Source organism: Streptomyces sp. Z423-1 (genome assembly GCF_013009255.1).
GTDB classification, from domain to species: domain Bacteria; phylum Actinomycetota; class Actinomycetes; order Streptomycetales; family Streptomycetaceae; genus Streptomyces; species Streptomyces gossypiisoli.
Genome location: NZ_CP053109.1, coordinates 2,151,411 through 2,175,972 on the forward strand (window position 1 = coordinate 2,151,411; position 24,562 = coordinate 2,175,972).

Annotated in this window: 21 protein-coding genes; 14 read left to right on the plus strand and 7 right to left on the minus strand. The window is 72.1% G+C overall.

Features of this window, described 5'->3' with window-relative positions; all coding sequences use genetic code 11:
- Positions 1 to 9: 9 nt before the first annotated feature.
- The 5 genes from HJD23_RS09795 to HJD23_RS09815 form a co-directional block, all read right to left on the minus strand.
- Positions 10 to 603 (minus strand): hypothetical protein, encoded by a 594-nt coding sequence (locus tag HJD23_RS09795; protein ID WP_171113019.1) that lies wholly within the window; start codon positions 601 to 603, stop codon positions 10 to 12.
- Positions 600 to 2,429 (minus strand): alpha/beta fold hydrolase, encoded by a 1,830-nt coding sequence (locus HJD23_RS09800; RefSeq protein ID WP_240980675.1) that lies wholly within the window; start codon positions 2,427 to 2,429, stop codon positions 600 to 602. The genes HJD23_RS09795 and HJD23_RS09800 overlap by 4 nt, the downstream gene beginning before the upstream one ends.
- A gap of 175 nt (positions 2,430 to 2,604) precedes the next feature.
- Complete coding sequence (locus HJD23_RS09805) at positions 2,605 to 2,796, minus strand: hypothetical protein (RefSeq protein WP_171113018.1); 192 nt, start codon at positions 2,794 to 2,796, stop codon at positions 2,605 to 2,607.
- 25 nt (positions 2,797 to 2,821) lie between these two features.
- Positions 2,822 to 2,992 carry a hypothetical protein gene (locus tag HJD23_RS09810; RefSeq protein ID WP_171113016.1) on the minus strand — a complete coding sequence of 57 codons (171 nt, stop codon included), beginning with the start codon at positions 2,990 to 2,992 and terminating at the stop codon, positions 2,822 to 2,824.
- Positions 2,993 to 3,089: 97 nt separating this feature from the next.
- Positions 3,090 to 4,064 carry an acyl-ACP desaturase gene (locus HJD23_RS09815; protein WP_171113014.1) on the minus strand — a complete coding sequence of 325 codons (975 nt, stop codon included), beginning with the start codon at positions 4,062 to 4,064 and terminating at the stop codon, positions 3,090 to 3,092.
- A gap of 242 nt (positions 4,065 to 4,306) precedes the next feature.
- Here HJD23_RS09815 and HJD23_RS09820 point away from each other — a divergent pair, with 242 nt between their 5' ends.
- Complete coding sequence (locus HJD23_RS09820; protein WP_171113012.1) at positions 4,307 to 4,954, plus strand: flavoprotein; 648 nt, start codon at positions 4,307 to 4,309, stop codon at positions 4,952 to 4,954.
- 1,084 nt (positions 4,955 to 6,038) lie between these two features.
- Here the strand turns inward: HJD23_RS09820 and HJD23_RS09825 are convergent.
- Together HJD23_RS09825 and HJD23_RS09830 are read right to left on the minus strand one after the other, a co-directional pair.
- The gene (locus tag HJD23_RS09825) at positions 6,039 to 6,305 is read right to left on the minus strand and encodes an acyl carrier protein (protein WP_171113010.1); all 267 of its coding nucleotides are present in this window, start codon (positions 6,303 to 6,305) and stop codon (positions 6,039 to 6,041) included.
- A 55-nt stretch (positions 6,306 to 6,360) separates the two neighbouring features.
- Positions 6,361 to 7,005 carry a response regulator transcription factor gene (locus tag HJD23_RS09830; protein WP_171113008.1) on the minus strand — a complete coding sequence of 215 codons (645 nt, stop codon included), beginning with the start codon at positions 7,003 to 7,005 and terminating at the stop codon, positions 6,361 to 6,363.
- A gap of 300 nt (positions 7,006 to 7,305) precedes the next feature.
- Between HJD23_RS09830 and lanKC the strand changes: the two genes are divergently transcribed.
- The 13 genes from lanKC to HJD23_RS09885 all read left to right on the plus strand — a co-directional run bounded on the left by lanKC (position 7,306) and on the right by HJD23_RS09885 (position 24,547).
- Entirely contained in the window at positions 7,306 to 9,936 is a 2,631-nt protein-coding gene (gene lanKC / locus HJD23_RS09835) for a class III lanthionine synthetase LanKC (RefSeq protein ID WP_197972666.1), read from the plus strand.
- 84 nt (positions 9,937 to 10,020) lie between these two features.
- On the plus strand, positions 10,021 to 10,113 hold the full coding sequence (locus HJD23_RS43020) for a class III lanthipeptide (protein WP_197972667.1): 93 nt from the start codon (positions 10,021 to 10,023) through the stop codon (positions 10,111 to 10,113).
- Between the two features lie 206 nt (positions 10,114 to 10,319).
- Entirely contained in the window at positions 10,320 to 10,412 is a 93-nt protein-coding gene (locus HJD23_RS43025; protein ID WP_197972668.1) for a class III lanthipeptide, read from the plus strand.
- Between the two features lie 150 nt (positions 10,413 to 10,562).
- On the plus strand, positions 10,563 to 12,065 hold the full coding sequence (locus HJD23_RS09840; protein WP_171113004.1) for an AMP-binding protein: 1,503 nt from the start codon (positions 10,563 to 10,565) through the stop codon (positions 12,063 to 12,065).
- Positions 12,049 to 13,311 carry a beta-ketoacyl-ACP synthase II gene (fabF, locus tag HJD23_RS09845; protein WP_171113002.1) on the plus strand — a complete coding sequence of 421 codons (1,263 nt, stop codon included), beginning with the start codon at positions 12,049 to 12,051 and terminating at the stop codon, positions 13,309 to 13,311. Before HJD23_RS09840 ends, fabF begins: the two co-directional genes overlap by 17 nt.
- Positions 13,311 to 13,949, plus strand: a complete 639-nt coding sequence (locus tag HJD23_RS09850) for a GNAT family protein (RefSeq protein ID WP_171113001.1) — start codon at positions 13,311 to 13,313, stop codon at positions 13,947 to 13,949. Before fabF ends, HJD23_RS09850 begins: the two co-directional genes overlap by 1 nt.
- Before the next feature lie 54 nt (positions 13,950 to 14,003).
- The gene (locus tag HJD23_RS09855; RefSeq protein WP_171112999.1) at positions 14,004 to 15,776 is read left to right on the plus strand and encodes a fatty acyl-AMP ligase; all 1,773 of its coding nucleotides are present in this window, start codon (positions 14,004 to 14,006) and stop codon (positions 15,774 to 15,776) included.
- A complete protein-coding gene (locus tag HJD23_RS09860; protein ID WP_171112997.1) occupies positions 15,773 to 21,406 on the plus strand; it encodes a type I polyketide synthase in 5,634 nt (1,877 codons plus the stop codon). Before HJD23_RS09855 ends, HJD23_RS09860 begins: the two co-directional genes overlap by 4 nt.
- An 88-nt stretch (positions 21,407 to 21,494) precedes the next feature.
- Positions 21,495 to 21,956, plus strand: a complete 462-nt coding sequence (locus HJD23_RS09865) for an SET domain-containing methyltransferase (protein ID WP_171112995.1) — start codon at positions 21,495 to 21,497, stop codon at positions 21,954 to 21,956.
- Positions 21,956 to 22,660: a 3-oxoacyl-ACP reductase FabG gene (gene fabG / locus HJD23_RS09870; RefSeq protein ID WP_171112993.1), complete on the plus strand. Its 705-nt coding sequence runs from the start codon at positions 21,956 to 21,958 to the stop codon at positions 22,658 to 22,660. Before HJD23_RS09865 ends, fabG begins: the two co-directional genes overlap by 1 nt.
- A 25-nt stretch (positions 22,661 to 22,685) precedes the next feature.
- On the plus strand, positions 22,686 to 23,450 hold the full coding sequence (gene fabI / locus HJD23_RS09875; protein ID WP_197972670.1) for an enoyl-ACP reductase FabI: 765 nt from the start codon (positions 22,686 to 22,688) through the stop codon (positions 23,448 to 23,450).
- Between the two features lie 5 nt (positions 23,451 to 23,455).
- Positions 23,456 to 23,911, plus strand: coding sequence for a MaoC family dehydratase N-terminal domain-containing protein (locus HJD23_RS09880; RefSeq protein ID WP_171112989.1), 456 nt, complete (start codon positions 23,456 to 23,458; stop codon positions 23,909 to 23,911).
- Between the two features lie 108 nt (positions 23,912 to 24,019).
- Positions 24,020 to 24,547: a hypothetical protein gene (locus HJD23_RS09885; protein WP_171112987.1), complete on the plus strand. Its 528-nt coding sequence runs from the start codon at positions 24,020 to 24,022 to the stop codon at positions 24,545 to 24,547.
- Positions 24,548 to 24,562: the final 15 nt, after the last annotated feature.

Below are 24,562 nucleotides of genomic sequence, written 5' to 3' on the forward strand. Positions count from 1 at the left end.
GCTCCCCTCTCAGGCACGCGCGGCGGCGGCCTTGCGGCGCACGCGCGGAGGCGTGGGGCCGGGATCCATCGGAGTGAACGGTGATACGAAGATCATCTCGGGCTCGGTCTCGGCGAACCCGGCCGCGCGGGCCAGCCCGAACTGGAAACCCCGGATGCCGCCCGGAGGGTTCTCGGCGCGAATCCGCTCCCGCAGGTGGGCGATGAGCACGGCGTAGCCGGTGGTCTCGGTCATCGCGCTGACGCCCACGTTCATGGGTCCGAGCAGTTCGGAGCAGATGTCGAAGATCGCTTTCTCCGGCCGCCGCGTCGGAAACCAGAGGATCTGGCGGAACCTGCGGCCCTCGATCACATCGACCGTACGCCACTCGGACGTCGTCCCCGCGGTGTCCTGGGTGCGGTAGAAGAAGTGGTAGTCGTACGTCGCCGGATTGGGCGCGAAGAAGCGCCAGTTGGGCAGGACGGAGAACCTGTCCCTGGCCTCCAGCCGGTTGAAGGCCGTGTTGGGGTGCTGAATCGCCACCGTTCCCAGCAGCAGCGCGGCGCCCGCGGCACGAGCCGCCGCGCCCGGACCGCGGAACGCGTCCGCGAGGGTCTTCCTCATGCGGCCTGCGCCTTCCGCTCCTTGGTGTCCGCCGGTTCGGCCGTGCGCGCCAGGAAGTCCAGGATGAGGCGGCCGGCCTCCACGCCGTACCGGCCGTCGGTCAGCAGGGAGTCGTGGTCGGCTCCTTCCATGACGACGGTCTCGACCGCGTGTCCGGTGGCGCGGTGCGCGTCGGCGATCTCGTGATGCATGAGCAGATGCTCGGGGTCCTTGTCGACGGTCCGCTGCGCGGAGACCACCAGGGCGTGCGTGCCCAGCGGGGCCAAGTCGCCTTCGTGGGCGCGGAACTCGCGCTCCACGGCCTTCCACTCGCGGTGACCGGCCACCCACATCCGGGCATCCGCGTACTGGTCGAAGACTCGCTTGCGGAACATCTCGGGAAGGGCCTCCAGCCAGCCGGGGCGGGACAGCAGGATGCCCGAGCCGAATCGCAGGGACCACACCATGAGGGCGAGAGACGCGCTCATCGGCTTGGCCGACGCGCTCTGCTGTTGCGACCGGTTGAGCTCCCCCGGGTGAGAGGAGTCGAGGTAGACCACGGCTCGCACCCGGTCGCCGAGTTCGGCGGCCGCGCGCCGCGCGAGTTCACCGCCCAGGGAGTGGCCGACCAGCACCACGTCGCGGTCCGCCGGAACGGCGGCGTCGACCAGGTCGACCAGGTCGTCGACAGCCTCGGCGAGACGGTAGGGGCCCCGCCCCCGGTAGTGGCTGCCCGCGTATCCGGCGCGGGCGTAGGTCAGGAAGCCATAACGGTTGTCGTCGAGGATCCCGTTGGTGATCCAGCCGAAGTGCTCGGAGGTCGAGAGCATGCCGGCGGCGAACACCAGGACCGGCTGGTCGGGATCGCTTCCGTGGCTTGTTTCGTACTGGAGCTCGTTGCCGTGCCGGGTGGTCACACGGAGGGAGCGCGGCCACCCCTCCAGCACCCGCAGCCGCCGGTGTACGGCGATGGCTCCGGCCACGGACGCAGCCGAGGCGAGTACGAGAGCCGCGGCCTGCAGGGCCCGGTCATCGCGTCCGGCGACGGACGGATGGCTCTTCGGCGCCGATGTGTAGGCGATCGTCGGGTGCATCGCGACGAACGCGGTGACGAACCTGCCGAGCCCCATGACGAAGCCGTTCGCCAGGTGGAAGCCGGCCGCCGCGCCGATCACCGGCTTCGCGAGCCGGCCGCCGGCGAGGTAGGCGACCGGGAACAGGCACTCCAGGGCGAGCACTCCGTGGGTGAGGTACTTCGCCGCGCGGGGGTACTTCTGCGTGAGCGCGTACGTCGGTTGGTGCCCGTAGGTCCGGGTGCGCATGATGCCGCCCAGGGCAGTGCCGTCCCGCCAGGACCCACCGAGCAGCTTGGCCCAGCCGGCGACGACGTACGAGAGGTTGCCCTGGAGCGCGACGTACCACATCAGGGCGTCCTGTGTGGGCGTCGAACGGGACAGTCGGGCGGCGCCCATGGCCGTCTGCACCAGCGTGGACACCTGGTCGGAGCCGTCGCTGCCGTAGCGGTGCCGGGGGTACAGGGCGAGCGTGGTCGCGCCGAGGAAGAGGCTGCCGAGGCCACGGAGCCTGCTGCTGCCGGGCAGGAGCATCCCGGCGCTCACGGCCACCCGGGCGATGTGCAGCGCGGTGGTGGTCCGTTCGCCGCTGACGAGGTCCAGCAACCTGCGGGTGACGGGTGACGAGTCGACATGGGCCGAGCGGGCCACGGACCAGTCGTTGAGCCCTCCTTTGCGGATCTCCTTGCGCTGGGAGAGGTATTCCAGGGAGGAAGTGAGCGTCGTCGCGGCGGCCAGCCGCTCCGAGGTCCCCAGTGCGCGTCTTCGGGACACGGGTATCGGTCCGAGGAACGCCGAAGCGATCTTTCTGGCAATTCTCACAGGGTGGCCTCCGGTACCACGCGCGGTGGGGATGGGAAAACGAGTGGGGTGCCCGTGGCTGCCTCGCCGGGCCGGAACACCCGTCCGGCCCGGCGGAGTTCACCCGCCATGGGGCTCGCGGGTGGTGTCAGTTGATCGCCTTGGCCACCCGGTGAGCGGTGTAGGCACCGGCCACGGTGGCCAGGGCGACCCGGACGGTGATGGCCGGGGTGGCAAGGACCGGGTTGCCGGGGCGGCCCACCAGGATCGCGCCTTCCGACTCGATGTCCTGCCCCTTCAGCAGGGCATTCCGGTTGAGGTACTCGGCGAAGTTGTCCACGAGGGTTTTTCCCTTCTTGTTTCGGTCAGCGCCGGGCCGTGTAGACGAGGGCCGTGGCGACGGCGACACGAGCGGCCATGATGAGCGTCGGGGTGGCGAGAACGGGCTCCTGGTGGCTGAAAACGACGCCCTCCTCGTTGTCGATGGCGACGCTGCGGAGCTCGGCCTGCTCGTTCAGGTACGTGGCTACGTTCACGGACTACTCCTTGGAAAATGGGACTGGATGGTCGTGCGGACGTCGTGCGGTACATCGCTGTCTGCACGGTGAATGCGTGACGCGAGGGGCGCGGCATTCACGTCTGACGGGGCCGGCCTTCCGGGCGGGCCTTTTCCCGGTCCGCCATGCGGGCGAGCACCGTGGCCCGCTTTTCGTCGAAGCGGTTCGCCTGTGTGCCCACCGCCTCGAGATGGCGGCCCAGCTCGTCCTGGACGCGCCGGCCATCGGCGCCGAGTCCGGAGCGGTGGAGCGCGTCGAGGTGGCGCAGTACGGGCTGGAGCACCTCGTCGTGGTGGATCCGGATGTTGTAGATGTCTCCCACGGCCATGCGTGCCGCGGCCCGGGTGAACCCCGGGATGCCGGCCCCCGGCATGGCGAACGACGACACCACGTTGGTGATCGCCCGCATGGTGTCGTCCGGTGCGATCTCCAGCGCCGCGGCCAGGACGTTGCGGTAGAAGACCATGTGCAGGTTCTCGTCCATGGCGACCCGCGCGAGCAGCCGCTCGCAGACCGGATCGCCCGACACCCGGCCGGTGTTGCGGTGCGAGATCCTGGTGGCCAGCTCCTGGAAGGCGACGTAGGCGACGTTCTCCAGCACGCCGACGTCGTTGCCGGGCGGGGCGGTGGACATGTGCGCCATCCGGGCCCGTTCCAGGTCGACCGGGTCGATGGCGCGGGAGGTGAGCAGATAGTCGCGGATGACCACGGAGTGCCGGGCCTCCTCGGCCGTCCACCGGTGCACCCAGGTGCCCCAGGCGCCGTCCTCCCCGAAGAGCGTCGCGAACTGGTGGTGATACGTCGGAAGGTTGTCCTCGGTCAGCAGGTTCACCTTGAGGGCGATGGCAGCCAGTTCGCCGACCGGGGACTGTTCCGGGGACCACGGCTCACCGCCGGGCAGGCTGTCGAAATCGCGGCCGCGGCTCCATGGGACGTATTCGTGCGGAAACCACTCCCGGGTTGCCGAGAGGTGCCGGTTGACCTCCCTCTCGACTACCTCCTCGAGCTCCCATAAGACGTGGGAATCCCCTGCGGAATCAACGGATTTCATGGGTGACCGGTCTCATTCCTGACATGTGCTGAACGGATTCGTTCTGGCCCGGTGCCCTCGAACATTAAGCGGGCCGAAGCGGCATGGGCAACCCAAGATCGGGTCTTCGGCGGTGAATCATAGAAAGGTTGGCGGCGGGTAGTTCGAAAGGTGACACCGGAGTCATACGCGCGATGGATCCCGGGATTATCGGGCTTTCGATGGAATGGATCCGAAGAAACAGGAAGCACCCGAGGAGTGACATGGCCGCAGAACCGGAAAAGAGCCGCTCCGGCACGGCGAAGGCGGGTCCCCCCGCCATCGACCTGCCCCGCTCACGGCTCCTGCTCGTGGGTTCCGGAGCGTTCGGCGTCACGGCTCTGCCGAGCTGGGCGGTGCTGATGAGGATGTGGTACGGCTGGCACATCCGGGCCTGCCTCACCCACGCCGCGGCCCAGTTGGTGTCGCTCCAGGCGCTGGCCGCCGCCACGCAGGCGCCGGTCGAGGGACCCGACTGGGATACGGCCCGCGGGGTGACGCCGCACCAAGAACTGGCGGAGTGGGCCGACCTCGTGATCGTTGCTCCGGCCACCACCAACTTCGTCGCCAAGTGTGCCCTCGGCATGCCGGACAGCCTCGCCCTGAGCGCCGTACTGGCCACGCGGGCGCCGGTGGTGCTGGCGCCGAGCATCCCCGAGGGGGCCTTCGAGCGGCCGTCCGTGCAGCGCAATCTGAGCCGGCTGGCGGACGACGGGTTCCATGTGGCGCCCATGCAGCCGGGCGTCTCCGTCCACAAGGCGAAGGTCGGGGTCGCCGCGGGCATGCCCGACATCCACACCACGCTGCGTTTCGCCGCAGCCGTCCTGCGGCCGGAGACACCAGCGGATGCGGACGCCTCCGCATCGGCCTGAGACCGGCGACCGCACGCGGCGGCGGACCCTCGTCGGCCACCGTGCCGACGGCCTGCCCGGTGCTCCCGTTGGCCGGTGCCGGCACCTCCAGCAGGTGTGCGATGCAGCCGGGTTGAGGCGCCGAAGCCTGGTCCGGCCCGCGCCGAGGAGGCCTCCGGCGGCCTGCGGGACGTGCGCTCGCGCATGCCGTCATGTGAGGACGGTGCGTCCCTGCCATCAGCCACACCCGGCGGCCAGGGAACCCAGGGCTTGCGAGCGGGGGCGATGGCGATGGGGGTGACCCCGCGCGAGCTGGTTCGAGCGTGGGGAGCGTGCAGCTCAAGGCGGAGGAGGGCGGCGACGCGATGAGGCTCAACCTGCGCATACGCGCTGGGGCTCCACCGGCGCATAGGGGTCCCCCGCTCGAACGAAGCCGAGAGTGGGCAGCATGCGAGCGTGGGACAGTCGCCGACCGACGGCAGCGTGGCTGGGGTCCCCTGCTCAAAGAGCATGAGGGAGCGCCTGCCAGGGTCGCGACGCAGCATGATGCGAACGACAGGCCGCAGCAGGCGGCCGCGCGCGAGCATCGAGCCGTATCCGCGATGCACGTCGACCCTGCCCGCGCTCGCAGCACGGGCGGGACTGCACTGGTCCGCAGCTCCTCCGCCATGACCGCCGGGCCGCGTCGAAGCACGGGCGCCCTGCACCGTCCGAGCCCGCCATCGGCACTGGGAATCGGTCGCAGCGTGGGCGGGCGCCCTGCACGGTTTCAGCCCGCCGTCGGCGCCGGGAATCGGTCACGGCCTGGGCAGGCGCCCCGCACCGTCCGAGCCCGCCATCGGCACAGGGAATCGGTCACGGCCTGGGCAAGCGCCCCGCACGGCCCCAGCCCGCCATCGGCACAGGGAATCGGTCACGGCCTGGGCGAGCGCCCCGCACGGCCCCAGCCCGCCATCGGCGCCGGGAATCGGTCACGGCGTGGCCGCTCCGCCGGGATCTCCGGTGGCCGTCCTGCCCGCCGCGGACGGTTCCGTTGCCGTCTCGCCGACCGAGCCGCGGATGCCCGCCGCGCAGGCGCCCGCGGCTCGGGTCCACGTCGGCGCGGTCAGGCGGACTTGTGCCGCTGAACGAAGGCGACGAGTTCACCGACGGTGTGCAGCTGGGTGAACTCGTCGTCGGGGATGGCCACTCCGAAGCGGTCCTCGATGGACACGCCGAACTCCACCATCAGGAGCGAGTCCACATCGAGGTCATCGCGGAAGCGGGCCTCGGGCGTGATGTCCTCGGCCGGGATCTCGGCTATCTCCACGAGAAGGCCGGCGACGGCACCGAACAGCTCCTGGTCGAGGGTGTCGGCGGAGTGAGTGGTCATGTTCGTTCCCATCTGTGTGTGCGTAGGTTTGGGCACTGAAGGTGCTGCGGGGCGGTCAGCCGGCCCGCTGCCTCACCCAGCTGTTGCGAACGCTGAGTGCCGCTTCCACCCGGCTGCGCAGGCCGAGCTTCCCCAGGACGCGGCTGACATGGGTCTTGACCGTGTTCTCGGACACGGTCAGGAGGTCGGCGATTTCGAGGTTGGAGAAGCCCTGGCTCACGTAGGCGAGAACCTGCTGCTCGCGTGGGGTCAGCACGCGGGCGAACCGGTCGTCCAGGGTGACCAGTTCCTCGGGCCCCAGGTTGGCCGCGGCGTTCACCAGGGATCTGATGACGGTCGGATCCATGAAGCCCAGGCCGCCGGCGATGAGCCGGATGACGTGCAGCAGTTGCTGGGCGTCGGTGTCCATCGGCAGGAACCCGACAGCACCGGCGCTCAGGGCCTGCAAGAGCGCGTCCTCCACCTGATGTGGCGTCAGCATCAGCACATCGGTGGAGCCGAGTTCGGCGATGTCCTTGATCACTTCCGGGCTGCCGAGTCCCTGCCGGCCGCCGTCGATGATGGCGATGTCCGGCTGGAGACGCTTGCTGAGGTGCACGGCCTGACTGCCCGACGCGGCCTCGGCGACGACACTCATCTCCTCGTCACCGTGCAGGATCCGGACGATCCCGGCCCTTGCGAGTCCTTCTGCGTGTGCCACAAGTATGCGAATGGTCATGTATTGAACAAACCCCCGAGTCGTGGACGCACCGTGCGACCCCTTGTGGGGTGGAGGGGTCCGGAGCGCCCATCTCCGATCATCCCAACATGATCTTTTGGTAAAGGGATCCTCCTTCCGGGTGACCTGGAATGTAAACCAAAGAATTAGCCGAGTTCACTGGCCGGAATGACGCGCCCAACCCCTACCGAACTGCAGGCTGTTGCCACCTGGAAATCACAGGCACCGGATCGCGGCCCCATCGCGTACCGGGGATGCGTCATGGACCTGTCAGGAGGCCAAGTGATCGAGCAGCGCCAGCTGTACGGCTGGGCAGACCTCGTCTTTTACGAGTCGCCCGCCGAATGGGCTGCCGACCAGGAGAGATTCCCGGCGACCGACCGGGAGCCGCCGGCCGGGTGGGCCCGCGCCGGGCAGGACGTCTGGGTCTCGCTCAAGCCGGACAACACCGAACTGCCCGCGCAGGGCTGGAAAATCCACATCTCCGCAGTCGCCGCCGATGCCGCACACATCGTGGATGTGGCATGGTCCTATTGCACGGAGCGGGAAATACCCTTCAAATTTCTGCGCGACCGGCACTTGTTTCGCATGTACAACTCGAAGTACATGCCGAGGCAGGCGAGCGGAAAACTCGTCACCATTTACCCGGTCGGCGACGAACAGCTGCAGCGCACGCTCGAGGAGCTGGCGTCATTGCTCCAGGGCACCTCTGGACCTTACATCCTCAGCGACCTGCGGTGGGGGGCGGGTCCCCTGCACGTGCGGTACGGGGGCTTTCGACCACGTTTCTGCACCGATGCCAAGGGTGACCGGGTCCTCGCCATCGAGGATCCCGACGGGACTCTGGTGCCGGACGAACGCCGCCCCGGACACTACGCCCCACCGTGGGTGGAGATCCCCGGCTTCCTCCGCCCCCACCTGGAGCGGCGCAAGTCCGGCGGTGCGGGCTTCCCCTACCGCGTGCTGCGGGCCCTGCACTTCTCCAACGGCGGCGGTGTCTACCTCGCCGAGCGGCTGTCGGACGGCCGGCAGGTGGTACTCAAGGAAGCGCGCCCCGGCGCCGGCCTGGACATGTCCGGCCGGGACGCCGTCGAGCGGCTGGAGCGCGAGCGCTGGGCCCTGGAGCGGCTCGCGGGCATACCCGGCGTGCCGCGGCTCTTCGACAGCTTCCAGGCCGACGGCCACGAGTTCATCGCCATGGAGTACATGGAAGGCGACGTGCTCTGGCTGTGGCTCGCCACCTACCACCCCATGGTCCACTTCGGCACCGGCCGGGCGGACGAGGCCACGTACACGGCCGAGGCGGTCGGCGTGGCGGAACGGCTCCAAGCGCTCCTCGACGCCGTCCACGAGCGCGGCGTGGTCTTCGGGGACCTGCATCCGGGCAACGTTCTGATCACCCCGGACGGCCGCCTGTCCCTCATCGATTTCGAGGCGGCCTTCGATGCGTCCGAGGAGTTCGCCCGCCCGGCCCTCGGCGCCCAGGGCTTCATGGCGCCCCCCGGCGTCACCGGCACCGATGTGGACCGCTATGCGCTCGCCCTGCTCCGCCTGTGGCTGTTCCTCCCGGTCAACCGCCTCTTCCCGCTGTCCCGGACGAAGCTGGCGGAGACCATCGACACCGTCGAGCGCCGCTTCGCCGATCTGCCGGACGGCTTCATCACCCGGCTGCGCGAGGACACCGCAGCGCCTACCGGGACCGACGCGCGCCCGGCCGCCTCTCCCCTGCCCGCCGCCCTGGTGCGACGCCGCAGCGAGCTGCTCGACGCACCGCTCGACGTGGATCTCGACGCCCCCGAGCCGGACTGGGACGCCGTCGGCACCTCGCTGACCGAGGCCATCCTGCTCAGCGCGACTCCCGAGCGGACGGACCGTCTGTTCCCGGGCGACGTCCAGCAGTTCCTGCACGACGGGCTCAACCTCGCGCACGGCGCGGCCGGAGTGCTGTGGGCCCTGCACGCCACCGGAGCAGGACGGTTCCCCCACCACGAGCGCTGGCTCCTGGACGCCCTCGCCCGCGGCCCGGTGCTGCGGCGGGGTCTCTACAGCGGCCGGTACGGCATCGCCTATGTCCTGGACGAGTTCGGACACGCCGACGAGGCGGCCAAACTGCTGGCCGACGCCGGCGACCCGCCGCGCACCGGCGACGCCGGGCTCTACGGCGGCACGGCCGGAGAGGGATTGACCCATCTCCACTTCGCCCGCCGGCACGCCGACGCCGCACACCTGGAGCAGGCCCGGCTCCGGGCCGGGCGGATCGAGCGCCTGCTGCGCGAGCCCGAGCACCCCGGTGCTCCCTCGGCCGCCCGTGCGGGCCTGATGCACGGCTGGTCCGGCTGTGCGCTGTTCCTGCTGCGCATGTACGAGGCCGACGGCGAGCCGCGCCACCTCGACCTGGCGTTCCAGGCGCTGCACCGCGACCTGGAGGCGTGCGTCACCCGGTCCAACGGCAGCGTCCAGGTGGCCGACCGCGGGATCCGCACGCTCGCCTACCTGGAGGTGGGCAGCGGCGGCATCGCCCTGGTGGCGGACGAACTGCTCGCCGTACGGCCCGACTCCGGCGTCGAGGAGGTCCTTCCCGCCATCCGGCGTGCCTGTCAGACGGAGTACGTGGCCGAGCCGCATCTGCTCAACGGCCGCAGCGGGCTGATGGCCACCGCCGCCCGGCTGGCCCACCGGGACCCCGGCACCGAGGCCCGGGACGCGGTACGCCGCCACCTCAGGGCGCTCACCTGGCACAAGCTCGCCTATCGGGGCAGGCTCGCCTTTCCCGGCGACCAGTCGTACCGCCTGTCGATGGACCTGGCGACCGGGAACGCGGGAGTGCTCCTCGGCCTGCGGGCCGCCGTGGACGGCAGCGGGCCCTTCCTGCCCTTCTTCTCTCCCCGCCCGGTGGCGGACGGGCCCGCGTAGCGCGCCCTCGTCCGCCGACCGCCCCCAGTCCTGCCGCGCCCGACCGGGCCCGGCGTCCCCTGAACACGCGAAAGGAGGTGTGACATGACCGAGTCCGTTCTCGACCTTCAGGAGCTGGAGACCTCCGAGGAGGAGACCGCCCTGATGGCGGCCAGCGCGTCCAGCTGGAACTGCTGAGTCCCCGCGGTGGCCCACCGCAGTACCGGACCCCCGGAGGGAGGCGCAACACCATGACCGAGTCGGTTCTCGACCTTCAGGAGCTGGAGACCTCTGACGAGGAGACCGCCCTGATGGCCGCCAGCGTCACCAGCTGGGAGTGCTGAACCCGACCGGGCCGCATCGCCCGGCACCGGACATCCGAGACCCAAGAGGAGGTGTGTGACATGACCGAGTCGATTCTGGACCTCCAGGAGCTGGAGACCGCCGACGAGGAGACCGCCCTGATGGCGGCCAGCGCGTCCAGCTGGAACTGCTGAGCGACAGCTCGCTAGCAGAACCCGCGTGGGATGGCGTGAGCCGGCTGCACTCCGGCTCACGCCATCCCGTCAGGGCGGAATACCCCGTCCACCCGCCCCGCATCCCCGACCCGGCCCCGTACCACCCTTGAACCAGGAAGCGACAGCCGCATGTCCCCCATGAGGATCGTCGATCCCCTCGCGTCCCCCGCAAGCCTCGACGCCGAGGCGTACGCCGCTGCCGTGGCGCGGACACTGCGCGACCGGGGCGTGCGGGCCGGCGACCGGGTCCTGGTCAAGGCCGGCAACTCCGCTCTGTACCCCGCACTGTTGTTCGCGCTGATCCACCTCGACGCCTCGGTCGTCCTGCTCGACGGCCAGCACACCCCCCAGGCCACGGATCGGTTCGCCGGTCTGGCCCGGGTACGGTTCGCCGTGCTGGAGGGTGCCGATCCGGCACCGGCGGGAGTCACCGCCCTGTCCACGGCGGAACTGGCGGCCGACGCCGGCGCACGGTTGCCCGCCACTCCCCCGACGGCACTGACGGCATTGTCGGATCGCCGCTGGCGGGAGCGCGCCGACGCCCTCGTCCTGTGGTCCTCGGGCTCCACGGGCGAGCCCAAGGGCATCGTCAAGTCGGGCCGGGCCGTCCTGGAGAACCTGGAGCGCACCCGGTGCCTGATGGGGTACGGCCCGCGGGACGTCTTCCTGCCCCTGCTGCCCTTCTCACATCAGTACGGGCTCTCGCTGCTCCTGCTCGCCCGCCTGGCCGGTGCGGGGCTGCTGATCACCCCTTACGCCCGCCTCGACCGGGCACTTCGGCTCGGCGCCGCGCACGGAGCCACCGTCGTCGACGCCACCCCGGCCACCTACCTCAGCATGCTGAACCTGGACGACCGCAGGCCGGGACTCCTCGCCGCGCTGGACCGGGTCAGACTGTGGTGCACCGGTGGCGCACCCATGGACGGCGGGCTCGGCCGTCGCTTCGCGGCCACCGTCGGCGCACCGCTGCTCGACGGCTACGGCAGCACGGAGGCCGGCAACGTCGCCTTCGCGACCCCCGGCAATCCGGTCGGCTGCGGGCGCGTACTGGAGGGCATCCAGGTGCTCGTCACCGGCGACGACGGCACGCCGCTGCCGCCCGGCGAGATCGGCGAGATACGGCTCGACACACCGGATCTGATGGTCGGCCACCTGACCGGGTCGGGCGCCCTGAGCCCGCCCGCGGCCGGGCCCTACCGGACCGGCGATCTCGGTTACCTGGATACGGCCAGCAACCTGTTCGTCCTGGGCCGCGCGTCCGCCGTCCACAGGCTGGGCCACACGCTGTACCCCGAGGTGCTGGAACACCGCGCCGCAGCCTGCGGACGCCCGGTGAAGATCATCCCGCTGGAGGACCCCCGGCGCGGCCACGAGCTGGTCTTCGTCGTCGCGGATCCGGACGGCGGGGACTCCCGGCACTGGCGGGAGCGGATCTGCGCCCTGCTCGCCCCCTTCGAGCAGCCCAATCACCTCGTGGTGGTCGACGACTTCCCCGTCACCCACCGCGGCAAGGTCGACGTGCCCGCTCTGACCGCCCACGTCGTCGAAACCCTGGAGCACCGGATCCGAATACCGGCGGCCCGTCCGGACCGGAACGAACGAAATGGAAGGTCCCATGTCCCGCAACGCTGAGGGTGCGCCGCGCCGGCGCGTCGTCGTCACCGGCGCCGGAGCCGTCACAGCGACCGGCCGCACGGTCGACGAGTACTGGTCCGCGCTGGTCGACGGGCGCAGCGGGGTCGGCCCGATCACCGCCTTCGACGCGTCCGACCTGCCCACGCGCATCGCCGCGGAAGTGACGGATTTCGACCCCACCAGGTACATGTCGGGGATCGCCGCCCGCCGCATGGACCGCTTCGCCTGGTTCGCCGTTGCCGCTACCGCGGAGGCGATGGAACAGTCCAAACTCTCCGCCGACGACGGCCGCGGTCCCCGGATCGGTGCCCTCATCGGATCCGGGTACGGGGCGAACGTCGCCGGCATCGACGCGGTCGACCGCCTGCGTGAGCGCGGCCCTCGCGGCGTGCCCACCGGCTACGCCATCGGCGGCTCCCCGGACAACCCGTCCGCCGAGATCGCCATGCGCTACGGGATCGAGGGCCCCACCGGCGCCATCATCACCGCCTGCGCCACCGGCACCACGTGTGTGGGCGAGGCCGTGGAGATGATCCGCTCCGGCCGGGTCGACGCCGTTGTCGCCGGTGGCACCGACGACCCGATCACCCGCCTCGACGTCGCGGCCATGTCCAATGTCCGCGCCCTGTCCCGGCGCAACGAGGAACCCGCCCGCGCGAGCCGCCCCTTCGACCGGGGCCGTGACGGATTCGTCTTCGGAGCCGGCGCGGGGATCGTCGTCGTCGAGGAGGCCGAGCACGCCATCAGCCGCGGCGCGCCGATCCTCGGCGAGATCATCGGTTACGGCGCGACCACCGACGCCTACCACGCCACCGCCCCGCACCCGGAGGGCCTGGGCGCCCAGCGCGCCCTGCGGATGGCGCTGGACGACGCCGGGATCGGGCCCGCGGACGTCGACTACATCAATGCCCACGGCACCGGCACCGCGCTCAACGACGCCACCGAGATCGCCGCCGTACGCCGCGTCTTCGGCGACGCCGCCCGCCGCGTCCCCATCAGCTCGCAGAAGTCGATGATCGGGCACCTGATCGGCGGTGCCGGCACGGTGGAACTCATCGCAACACTGCGCACCCTTGCCACCGGGATCGTGCCGCCCACCCTCAACTGCGACGACCCCGAGGACACGGAACTCAACTTCGTGCCCAACGAGGCGCAGCGCCATGAGGTCCGTACCGCGCTGACCAACTCGTTCGGATTCGGCGGCCACAACGCCGTGCTCGCCGTGCGCCGCTGGGAGCCGTGATGCGCGGAGACCTCGTCTCGCTGGAGGCGTGCACCGACGACGACTTCCAGCTCATCTCGGACTGGTCCGCGAGCACGGTGAGCACCTACTCCTCCGGATCGCCGCAGTTCCTCTCCGCGGACCAACTGCGCCAGGCCGTCCGCCAGGGCGGCATGCACTACCTCATGATCGCCACGCACGACGGCGCTCGTGTCGGCGCGGTCAACTGGGGGCCCCTCGCCTACGAGGGCAGCTACACCATAGGTTCGGCGATCGGCGCCTCGGGGCTGTGGACGCAGGGCCACGGAGTCGAGGCCAACGTCCTGCTGCTCAACTACCTGTTCCACGCGAAGAACGCGCACCGGGTCCAGCTGACCCTGGGACTGCACAACCGGCAGATGGTGCAGATCATCGCGCACGGGGGCTTCACCCTCGAAGGGGTGCTCAGGGACTACTTCTTCCTCGACGGCCGGCACTGGGACGCCGTCGTCTGCTCCCTGCTGCGCGAGGAGTTCTACGCCCTGGCGCGGACCTCCGAACTCGGCCTGGCCGCCGACGTCGTACCGGCCACGGAGAAAGCCGAGGCCCGGCGGCTGTTCCTGGAGCACCTCGACCGCACCGACGCCCGATACCTGCGCGACGTCTACGAACGCCGCTGAGCCGCGCCGCAGCAGGCGCGCACCGCAGCATCCTGGATGAAAGAGGCCCGACCCATGCCCTCCCACGCACCGGCGACCGCCGTCCGCGGCACCGAGTTCCACGACCTGCCACGCGCTGTCCGGCACTGGGCGTCCCTACGCGGTGCGTCCCCGGCGCTGACGTTCGTCGACTACGGCACCGACCGCCGGGGCGTGGCCACGACACTGTCCTATGCCGAGCTGGACCGGCGGGCGTCCGCCGTCGCGGCGGCCCTGGCCGTGCACTGCCGGCCCGGGGACCGCGTCGCGCTGACGGCCCCGCACGGCCTGGACTACGTGGTCGGCTTCCTCGGCTGTCTGTACGCCCGTACGGTCGCCGTGCCGTTGTACGCCCCGGAGTTCTTCCGCAGCAACGACCGGCTGGAGGCGGTCCTGCGGGACGCCGAACCGTCGTGCGTGCTCACCACTCTGGCCGGTGCCCAGGAGGTCACGGCGCTGACCCGCGCCACGTGCGGGCACGCCACGACAGTGCTGTGCCTGGACGACCCGCCCCCGGCAGACGGGGCCGCCGCGGACACGGGCCCGGCGGCTCCCGGCGACATCGCCTACCTGCAGTACACCTCCGGCTCCACCCGGACCCCGCGCGGCGTGCTCATCGGCAACGACAACCTTGCGGCCGCCGCCCGGCAGAGCGCCGAGCAGTCGGGGCTGACCGAGCAGGACGTCATCGTCTCCTGGCTCCCGTACTTCCACGACATGGGTCTGATCACGGGCATCGCGATGCCCCTGCTCGCCGGCGCCCGCGCGGTGCACCTGGCCCCGATGGCCTTCGTGCAGCAGCCGCACCGCTGGCTTCGCCTGATCAGCGACTACGGCGGCACCTGGACCGCCGCCCCCAACTTCGCCCTCGACCTGTGCGTGCGCCGGATCACCGGCGACCACATGGCGACCCTGCGCCTGGACACCCTGCACACCCTGTGCAACGGCAGTGAGCAGGTGCGGTCGGACAGCGTCCTCGCCTTCGCCGCGAAGTTCGCGGCCTGCGGCTTCGCTCTCTCCGGCAACGCCCCCGGCTACGGCCTCGCGGAGGCGACCCTGGGCGTCACCTCGGCCCTGGACGGCGCCACGATCCGCACGTTCGACCGGGCCGAGCTGGCCGACGGCCACGTCCGCCGCTGCCCGCCGGACGCGCCGCAGGCCTGGCAGCTCGTGGGATGTGGCACCCCGCTGCCCGGGGTGCAGGTGCGCATCGCCGACCAGGGCGCCGAGCAGCCCGCGGACCGGGTCGGCGAGATCTGGGTGAGCGGCCCCAACGTCTCCCCGGGCTACTGGCGCCGCCCCGAGGAGACGCGACGGTCCTTCGGGGCCGATCTGCTCGACCGTGACGGCAGGCCGACCGCTCCCGTGTGGCTGCGCACCGGTGACCTGGGATTCCTGCACGAGGGCGAGCTGTTCGTCACGGGGCGGATCAAGGACGTCGTGGTCATCGACGGCCGGAACCACTATCCGTCCGACATCGAGGTCACCGTCCGGAGCGCACTCGACGGCATGCCGGTCGCGACCACCGCCGCCTTCCCGTTGATCGACGAGAAGGGCGAACGGCTGGTCGTCGCCGTCGAACTGCGCCGGGCCCCGGGGGCCGTCGCCCCCGTCACACGCGAGGAAGCGGTCCGGTCCGTGCGCCGCGCCGTCGGCGGGCGCCACGGCGTCGAACCGTACGAGGTCGTCTTCCTGCGACCCGGCGCCATGCCCAGGACCAGCAGCGGCAAGGTACGGCGTCACGCCTGCGCGGAACGTCACCGCCTCGGGACGCTGGACTACCTGGAGACGGAGTGGTGGACGTCGTGAACGAGCAGAGCCTGCGAGCCTGGCTCGTCTCCTGGCTGTCGGAGCACCTCGGCGTCGCCGAGAACGACATCGCTCCCGACCGGCCCCTGGCCGGTATGGGCCTCACCTCCCGTCAGGTCGTGGAACTCTCCGGAACCCTGGAGGACCTGCTGGACCGCCCACTGTCGCCCGCCCTCATCTACGAGGCACCGACCGTGCACGCGCTCGTCCGGCGGCTCGTCGGGCCCGACCCGTCCGAAGACGCGGGCCCGGCCCCGCTCACCCCCGGGGAGGGACCTGCCGCCGGACCGGAGGCCGAGCCCGTCGCCGTCATCGGCCTCGGCATGCGCCTGCCCGGCGCCGTGGCCACTCCCGAGTCCTTCTGGGACCTCCTGAGCGCCGGCCGGGACGCCATCTCGGACGCGCCGCACGGACGTTGGGAGCTGCTGGGAGGCCTGGACCCCACCGCCCGAGCCGTGCTGGACCGCACACCCGCCCGCGGTGGCTATCTCAGCGACGACCTGGCCGCCTTCGATGCCGCCTTCTTCGGCATGTCCGACCGCGAGGCCGCGGCCACCGACCCACAGCAGCGCCTCATGCTCGAGGTCGTCTGGGAAGCGCTGGAACACGCCGGTGTCCCCCCGCGCTCCCTCGCCCGTTCCCGTACCGGGGTGTTCATCGGCGCCTCCGTCTCCGACTACGGGGCGGCGCAGATGAGTCACCTGCCGGGCATCAATGCCTGGAGCGGCGCCGGTTCCGCGCTCGGTGTCATCGCCAACCGGGTCTCGTACGTCCTGGGGCTGCGCGGCCCGAGCCTGGTCGTCGACACCGCCTGCTCCTCCTCGCTGGTCGCCGTGCATCAGGCCGTACAGAGCCTCAGGTCGGGGGAGAGCGACCTCGCGCTGGCCGGAGGGGTGAACCTGCTGCTCTCCCCGGCGGTCACGGTGAACTTCGAAGAGGCCGGAGTCATGGCCTCCGACGGCCGCTGCAAGACCTTCGCCGCCGGCGCGGACGGCTACGGCCGCGGCGAGGGCTGCGGTGTGGTGGTGCTCAAGCCGCTGTCCGCAGCCCAGCGCGACGGCGACCGCGTGCTGGCCGTGATCCGCGGCAGCGCGGTCAACCAGGACGGCGCGTCCAACGGGCTGCTCGCCCCCAACCCCGAGGCGCAGGAAGAACTTCTGCGCGCCGCACTGGCCGCGGCCGGACTGTCCGCACCGGACATCGACTACGTCGAGGCCCATGGAACGGGGACCGCCCTGGGTGACCCGATCGAGGCAGCCGCCCTGAGCGCGGTCCTCCTCGACGGACGCGACCGGGACCTCCTCATCGGGTCCGTGAAGACGAACATCGGCCATCTCGAGGCGGCGGCGGGCATCGCCGGGCTGATCAAGGTGGTGCTGGCCCTCCGCCATGACACGCTGCCGGCCAGCCTGAACTTCGACCGCCCCAACCCGCTCATCCCCTTCGACGAACTCCGCATGCGGGTCGTCACGCGGCGCACCCCGTGGCCGCGCACCTGGCGCCCCCGCCGGGCCGGCGTGAGCAGCTTCGGGTTCGGCGGCACCAACGCGCACGCCGTCGTGGAGGAGGCGCCGGCCGCGGCGCCCCGCCGGGGCTCCGGTCGTGCCGGTTCCGGCGATGTCCTCCTGGTACCGGTCTCCGCGGGATCGGCGGACGCGCTGGACGACCGGCTGCGACGACTCGAGGACTGGCTGGCCGGGCGGGGGGCCGACGTGCCCTTCGACGACCTGGTGCACACCCTCGCACTGCGCCGGTCGCACGAACCGGAGCGGCTCGCCGTCCCGGCCCGGGACACGCCCGGTCTGCGCCGGGCGCTGGCCGCCCACCGGAGCGGCACCGCCGTCCCGGGGCTGGCCCGTGGCCGGGCCGCCGCCGAACCGCAGGGCGCCGTCTGGCTGTTCTCCGGCCAAGGCTCCCAGTGGGCCGGTATGGGCCGGACACTGCTGGGCACCGCTCCGGCCTTCGGGCGGGTGATCGACGAACTGGAGCCGTTGATCGCGGCCGAGGCGGGGTTCTCCCTGCGCGAGGCGCTCGGCGCCACGGAGGTGGCCACCGACGTCTCCGTGGTGCAGCCGCTGATCTTCGCGGTGCAGCTCGGCCTCGCGGAGCTGTGGCGCGAGCACGGGCTGCGGCCCGCCGCCGTCATCGGGCACTCCATGGGCGAGGTGGCCGCGGCCGTCGTCGCGGGCGCCCTCGACGTCCGCGACGGCGTCCGGGTGATCTGCCGACGGTCACGGCTGCTGCTGAAGGTGGCGGGCCAGGGCGCCATGGCGGTGATCGAAAGCCCTGTCGAGGAGGTCACCGAGCGGCTGGGCGGTAGGACGGAGGCAGGTTCGGTGACCGTGGCGGTCGTGCCGAGCCCCCGCTCCACCGTGATCGCCGGCGACCCCGACGGTGTCCGGGAGCTGACGAACGCCTACGAGACGGAAGGGGTCAACGCCCGTCTCGTCCAGGTCGACGTGGCATCGCACTCGCCCCAGATGGACGTGCTGCTGGAGCCGCTCACCGCGGAACTCGCCGATCTCACGCCGCGGCCGCCCCGGATTCCCTTCTTCTCCACCGTCGACGGGCGACAGGACCGTCCGCCCGCCTGCGACGCGGCGTACTGGTGCGACAACCTGAGCGCCCCCGTCCGTTTCGCCGACGCCGTGCGCACCGCCTTCCGCGCGGGGCACACCGCGTTCGTCGAGGTCAGTGCCCATCCCGTGCTCACCCGCGACACGGCGGCCACCCTGGGCGACAGCGACGGCGTCCTGGTCACCGGCACCCTCGTCAGAGATCAGGACGCCCAGGAGAGTTTCCTGGCCGCGCTGGGGCGCCTGTACTGCCACGGTTTGGAACCGGCCTGGGAGCGCTTCACGCCGGACGGCCGCACGGTCGACCCGCCGTTCATGTCCTGGCGGCGGACGCGGCACTGGACGGCCGTCCCCGCCGTGGCCGCGAGCCGCGCGCTCACCGAGGCTCCGGCACCGGGCGGCGCCCCGCCCACCGCCGATCCCGCCACCGCCGGCCTGCTCGGCCCGGTCACCACCCCGGCCGCCTGGCCCGGCACGCGGCTGTGGCAGCCGCCGCTGGACGGGCCCGCGTTCCGCCCGCTGCGCGAACACCTCCTGCACGGACAGGAAGTCGTGCCCCTGTCGGGCTACGCGTATCTCGCGCTGGCCGCCGCCCGGGAAGCCGGCCTCGGCGATCCGGTTGTACGCGATCTGACCGTCCACAGCGCTCTGGTCCTCGACGAGACGGTCCGCGCCCTGCAGATCACCCTGCGCGCCGGTGACGCCCCCGGGGCGCCCGCCGACCTGGACATCCACGCCCTGGACCCGGCCGGGCACTGGCACCTGCACGCTTCGGCCCGGCTGCACGACGATCCCCACGCCCTGCCCGGCACGGGCGCCGAGCGCGCGGAACGGCCCGACGCCGCCGAAGAGTTCGAACGGTCCGACGCCGGAGCGGAGTTCGAGCGGTCCGACGCCGCCGAGGAGTTCGAGCGGTCCGACGCCGCCGGACACTACGCGCAGCTGGCCGCCGCCGGTCTCTCCTACGGCCCTGCCCTGCGCGTCCTGCGGTGGCTGCGGGGCGGCCCGGGCGAAGCCGTCGCCGAGGCCCGGCCGGACACCGACGCCGGTTCCCTCGGCGCCCTCGACGCGGCGTTCCAGGCGCTGCCCGCCGTGCTGCCGGGGTCGGCGGGCTGGACGGTGACCGGGCTCGACAGCCTGGTCCAGCGCCCGGACACCGCGCCCGGGCCGCTCACGGTGCGGGCCCGGATCACCGGCGATCCGGACGGGCCGGCGCTCGTCGCGGAGCTGGACTGGTACCGGTCCGGCGTGCCGGTCGCCCGGGCACGCGGCGTGCGGGTGCGCCGTACGGACGCGCATGCGGGCGGAGCGCCGGCCGCCTGGCTGCACGGGCTGACGTGGCAGCCGGCGCCTCCGTCCGACGGTGTGCCGGAGGGCCCGGTCGTCGTCGTGGGGACCGGCGTGCTCGCCGACGCCCTGGCGGAGCGCCTGCGGCGGCTCGGCGTGGAGTGCCGGTCCGTGCCCGGGTTGAGCGCGGCCGACCGCACCGTCACCGGGCTGCGCCGGCACCTCGGCCTGGACGGCGACGTCCGGCACGTGGTCCACCTGCCCGCTCCCGGTACGGGACCGGAGTCGGCGGTCCGTCTGACCCTCGACGCCGTCCGGCTGGTCCGCGCCGTCGCCGGAGCCGAGGGGCCCCGGCTGTGGTTCGCCACCGTGCAGGCCCAGTCCGTGCGCACCGGCGACGTGCTCGACCCGGGCCACGCCGCCCTGTGGGGCATCGGCCGCACCGCCGCCCTGGAGCACCCCTCGGCGTGGGGCGGCCTGGTCGACCTGGAAGCCCCGTCCGGGCGGGACGACGCGGACGGCTCGGCGAGGGCGCTGGCGGCCGAACTTGCCGCCGGGCCCGGTGCCGGGACGCAGAGCGCACACCGTGCCGCCGTGCGCCACGTCCCCCGGCTCACCGCGCGACGGCTCGCCGGGACCCGTGGTCCCGCCGTCCGGCTGGACCCGGACGGCGTGCATCTGGTCGTCGGCGCCACCGGCCGGACCGGTCCCGCCCTGCTGACCAGGCTCGCCGCACTCGGCGCCCGGCATCTGGTGCTGGTCTCCCGGCGTGGCGAGGCGCGGGGCGCGGCACCGACCGTGGAACGGCTGCGGTCCACGGGCGTCACGGTGCACGAGGCGGCCGCCGATGTCGCGGACGAGAACGCCATGCAAGCGCTGTTCGCCCGCTTCGGCGGCGAACTCCCGCCGCTGCGCGGCATCTTTCAGGCGGCGTTCGTGGAGGACGTCGCTCTCCTCGCGGATCTCACCCCCGAACGGGTGACGGCCGTTCTACGACCCAAAGTGGCGGGGACCGCCCTGCTGCATCGCCTCAGCGCCGACCATCCGGTGGAGCACTTCCTGTGCTTCTCCTCCACCACGGCACTGCTCGGTTCCCAGGGCCTGGCCCACTACGCCGCCGCGAACTGCTACGTGGACGCCCTCGTCCACGAGCGCAGGCGCGCCGGAACACCGGCCCACGTCGTCAACTGGGGGCCCTGGCGCGACGGCCTCGCCCCCGAGGTCCGCGACGCCGTCACCGCGACCGGCATGCGCCTGATGCCGGGTGAGCGGGCCGCTGCCGCCCTGGACCACGTCCTCGGCGGGGACGCGGCACAGCTCGTCGTCGCCGACGCGGACTGGTCCGCCGTAGCCGCCGCCTACGCCATGCGCACCCCGGTGGCGCTCCTGGCGGAGTTCCACCAGGACGCCGACGCTGCTCCCGCCGGATCCGGGCACTCCGGGGCGCAGGGGGCGGCGCCCTGGGCCGAGGACGAGGTGGCGGCGCTGCTGGCCGCCGCGCATACCCCGGACCGGCGCCGGGAGATCGTCGTGGCCCATGTGCGGGCGACCGTCGCCCGCGCCCTGGACCTCGACGGGCCCCAGGCACTCGACCCGGACGCCGACTTCCGCGCGTACGGCCTGGACTCGCTGATGACCATGACCGTCCTGCGACGCCTCAAAGTACTGGCGCCCGGGCTGAACCTGGCCGCGATCAGTCCGCACCGAACGGTGACGGCCCTCGCGGACGCCGTACTCCGGCATCGGGAGGACACCGGGGCGGAGTGAACCGCAGCCCCGCTCGCCCCGTTGCCGCCACCCACCTCGCACACAGACCGCGGGCACGTCCGCCCGCGGTGGGAAGAAGGGAACCGCCATGTCCGAGACCGCCTTCGTCATTGTCCAGGACCGTCCGTACGGAGCCGGGGTCGTCGCCGGCCGCCCGCTGGCCGAGGGCGAGGTCGTCGCCGACCTCAGCGAGTGCGCAATCGCCGAGGCCCCGTCCGTCTACACGATCGACGTCGGTGGTGACCGGCACATAGACGGCCCTCAGGTGCGCTATCTCAACCATTCCTGCACGCCCAACGTGTACGTGGACACCGAGCGGATGGACGTACGCGCCTTGCGGCCGATCGCCGCCGGGGAGGAACTGGCCTTCTTCTACCCCTCCACCGAATGGGACATGGTCGCCCCGTTCGACTGCCTGTGCGGCGCGGCCGAATGTCTGGGCACCGTCGCGGGTGCGCGCGCCGCCGCCCCGGAGGTGCTCCGCGCCTACCGGCTGAACCGCCACGTCGCGGAGCGCATCGCCGCCGCCGAAGCGGTCCGGAGCGCCTGATGCCCCGTTCCTGCCTGGTGGTGGGCGCGAGCCGGGGCATCGGCCGGGCCGTGGCGGAGGAACTCCGCGCGGCGGGTGAGCGGGTCGCCGTCACCTACCGCACGGGCTCGCCGCCCGACGGGACGTTCGGGGTACGGTGCGATGTCACCGACACCGCGCAGGTCGACGCGGCCTTCCGTGCCGTCGAGGCCGAGCAGGGCGCGGTGGAGGTCCTGGTCGTCAACGCGGGCATCGTGCGGGACCAGTTGCTGGCGGCGATGCCGGAGGAGACCTTCGCCGACGTCCTCGACACCAACCTGACCGGCGCCTACCGGGTGGTGAAGCGTGCGACCCGGGGCATGCTGCGCCTGCGCCGCGGACGCGTCGTTCTCGTCTCGTCGGTGGTCGCCCTGCAAGGGGCCACCGGACAGGCCAACTACGCGGCGTCCAAGGCGGGGCTGATCGGCTTCGGCCGCAGCCTGGCGCGCGAACTGGGGCCGCGGAACATCACGGTCAACATCGTCGCGCCCGGCCTGACCGACACCGACATGACCGCGCAGCTCTCCCCGGAACTGCGCGAGGAGTACGTCCGGCAGATCCCGCTCGGCCGGATGGCCCGGCCCGCCGAAGTCGCCCGGGTCGTCGGGTTCCTGGCATCGCCCGCCGCTGACTATGTCACCGGAGCCGTCATCCCGGTCGACGGCGGCTCCTCGATGGGGCACTGAGCCCCCGTACCGTCGCAAGGGAGACTTGATGGGCATCCTCGAAGGCCGGCGCATCCTGATCACTGGCGTCCTCACCCAGGCGTCCATCGCCTTCCACGTGGCGCGGGTCGCCCAGACCGAAGGTGCGCGGATCGTGCTCACCGCGCACGGCAGACCGAGTCTGGTGCGCCGCATCGCACAACGCCTGCCCGAACCGCCCCCGGTGGTCGAGCTGGACGTCACCGACACCGCCCAGCTCGCGACGCTCGCCGCCCGCGTGGGGGAACACGTCGACGGCCTCGACGGGATCCTGCACTCGATCGGGTACGCGCCACCGTCCGCGCTCGGCGGCAACTTCCTCACGACGCCGTGGGAGGACGTCGCCACCGCGGTCCACGTCTCGGCGTACTCGCTCAAGTCCCTCACCATGGCGGTGCTGCCGCTCATGGGCACCGGCGGCTCGATCGTCGGCCTGGACTTCGATGCCTCCCGGGCGTGGGCGGGTTACGACTGGATGGGGGTGGCCAAGGCGGGGCTGGAGTCCTGCGCCCGGTACCTCGCCTGCGAACTGGGGTCGCGCGCCATCAGAGTCAATCTGGTGGCCGCCGGACCACTGGCGACCACCGCCGCCCGCAACGTCCCCGGGTTCGACGGCGAGTTCTGGGACAGGGCCGCGCCGCTGGGGTGGAACGCGGCGGACGCGGAGCCCACCGCGCGGGCCTGCGTGGCGCTGCTGTCGGACTGGTTCCCGGCCACCACCGGCGAGATCCTGCATGTGGACGGCGGCGCGCACGCCGTGGGCGGCAGCTGATGCCGATGGCGCTCAACAGGACGTATCTCGGCCGACTTTTCCCCGCGACGGAGCCGTACGAGGTCACCCGCGCCGCGGTGCGCGCGTTCGCCGACGCCATCGGCGACCCCCATCCCGTCTACCACAGCCCGGACGCCGCCCGCGCGGCCGGCTACCCGGACCTGGTTGCCCCACCCACCTTCGCCGCGCTGGTCGCCGGCAATGCGTACTGGCCGCTGCTGGAGGACCCCGCCTTCGGGCTCGGCCCCGAGGGGACAGTGCATCTTGCGCAGCGGTTCCTGCACGCACGGCCGATCCACGCGGGCGACACGCTGTGGGCCGAGGTGACCCCGGAGACCATGGACACCCGGGCCGGCCGTGACCGCGTCGTGTTCCGCAGCCTGCTGCGCGACGCCCGGGGCGGCATCGTGGCCACGGTCCTGACCACGCTGCTCGCCCCGGATCCGGCACCGTCCGGCTGAATCGGCCTGGCCGGAACCGGACACCGGATCATGGCCGCCCGGGACAATGACGATCGAATTCTTCACGCAAGGGGGTTTGCCATCCTCTATCTGGTTCTCGCCTGTGATGTGCTGTTCTGGGTTTTCCTCGTGGGCGGTCTGGCGGCGCGCTACGCCGCCGGCCTGCGGACCCTGGGCGGCGCGCTGCTGCTGTGCGTTCCGCTGATCGACGTCGTACTGCTGACGGCCACCGTCCTCAGCATCCGGGACGGCCACGAGCCGACCGTCTGGCACGGCCTGTCCGCGGCCTATCTCGGCCTGACCGTGGTGTACGGCCACCGCACCGTCCGCTGGGCCGACGCGAAGTTCGCCCGCCGCTACGGCGGGGTCGCCGCCGCGCCGCGCCCCAAGCTCTACGGTCGCGCCGCCATGGCGGACGCGTGGAAGTCCTGGTTCAGGTTCCTGCTGGCCTATGCGATCAGCGTCGGCCTGATCTTCGGGCTGGTGCTGCTGGTCGGCGGACTCGACAGGGGCGCCCCGTTGCTGGTCTGGCTCAACCCGCTCACCAAGGTCCTCGTCTACAGCCTGATCTGGCCGGTGGTCACCACCGTCTGGCCCGGCAAGGAACCGGAGTCGGTGACGGACAGCGGCTCATGACCGCCCAGCCCGCGC

Excerpts from the sequence above, each read along its gene's own strand:
- fabG (WP_171112993.1), top strand. The coding sequence starts at position 21,956 with ATGCCCCGTTCCTGCCTGGTGGTGGGCGCGAGCCGGGGCATCGGCCGG.
- HJD23_RS09820 (WP_171113012.1), top strand. The coding sequence starts at position 4,307 with ATGGCCGCAGAACCGGAAAAGAGCCGCTCCGGCACGGCGAAGGCGGGT.
- HJD23_RS09825 (WP_171113010.1), bottom strand. The coding sequence starts at position 6,305 with ATGACCACTCACTCCGCCGACACCCTCGACCAGGAGCTGTTCGGTGCC.
- fabF (WP_171113002.1), top strand. The coding sequence starts at position 12,049 with ATGTCCCGCAACGCTGAGGGTGCGCCGCGCCGGCGCGTCGTCGTCACC.
- HJD23_RS09880 (WP_171112989.1), top strand. The coding sequence starts at position 23,456 with ATGGCGCTCAACAGGACGTATCTCGGCCGACTTTTCCCCGCGACGGAG.
- HJD23_RS43025 (WP_197972668.1), top strand. The coding sequence starts at position 10,320 with ATGACCGAGTCGATTCTGGACCTCCAGGAGCTGGAGACCGCCGACGAG.
- HJD23_RS09815 (WP_171113014.1), bottom strand. The coding sequence starts at position 4,064 with ATGAAATCCGTTGATTCCGCAGGGGATTCCCACGTCTTATGGGAGCTC.
- HJD23_RS43020 (WP_197972667.1), top strand. The coding sequence starts at position 10,021 with ATGACCGAGTCCGTTCTCGACCTTCAGGAGCTGGAGACCTCCGAGGAG.
- HJD23_RS09850 (WP_171113001.1), top strand. The coding sequence starts at position 13,311 with ATGCGCGGAGACCTCGTCTCGCTGGAGGCGTGCACCGACGACGACTTC.
- HJD23_RS09795 (WP_171113019.1), bottom strand. The coding sequence starts at position 603 with ATGAGGAAGACCCTCGCGGACGCGTTCCGCGGTCCGGGCGCGGCGGCT.
- HJD23_RS09855 (WP_171112999.1), top strand. The coding sequence starts at position 14,004 with ATGCCCTCCCACGCACCGGCGACCGCCGTCCGCGGCACCGAGTTCCAC.
- HJD23_RS09840 (WP_171113004.1), top strand. The coding sequence starts at position 10,563 with ATGTCCCCCATGAGGATCGTCGATCCCCTCGCGTCCCCCGCAAGCCTC.
- HJD23_RS09865 (WP_171112995.1), top strand. The coding sequence starts at position 21,495 with ATGTCCGAGACCGCCTTCGTCATTGTCCAGGACCGTCCGTACGGAGCC.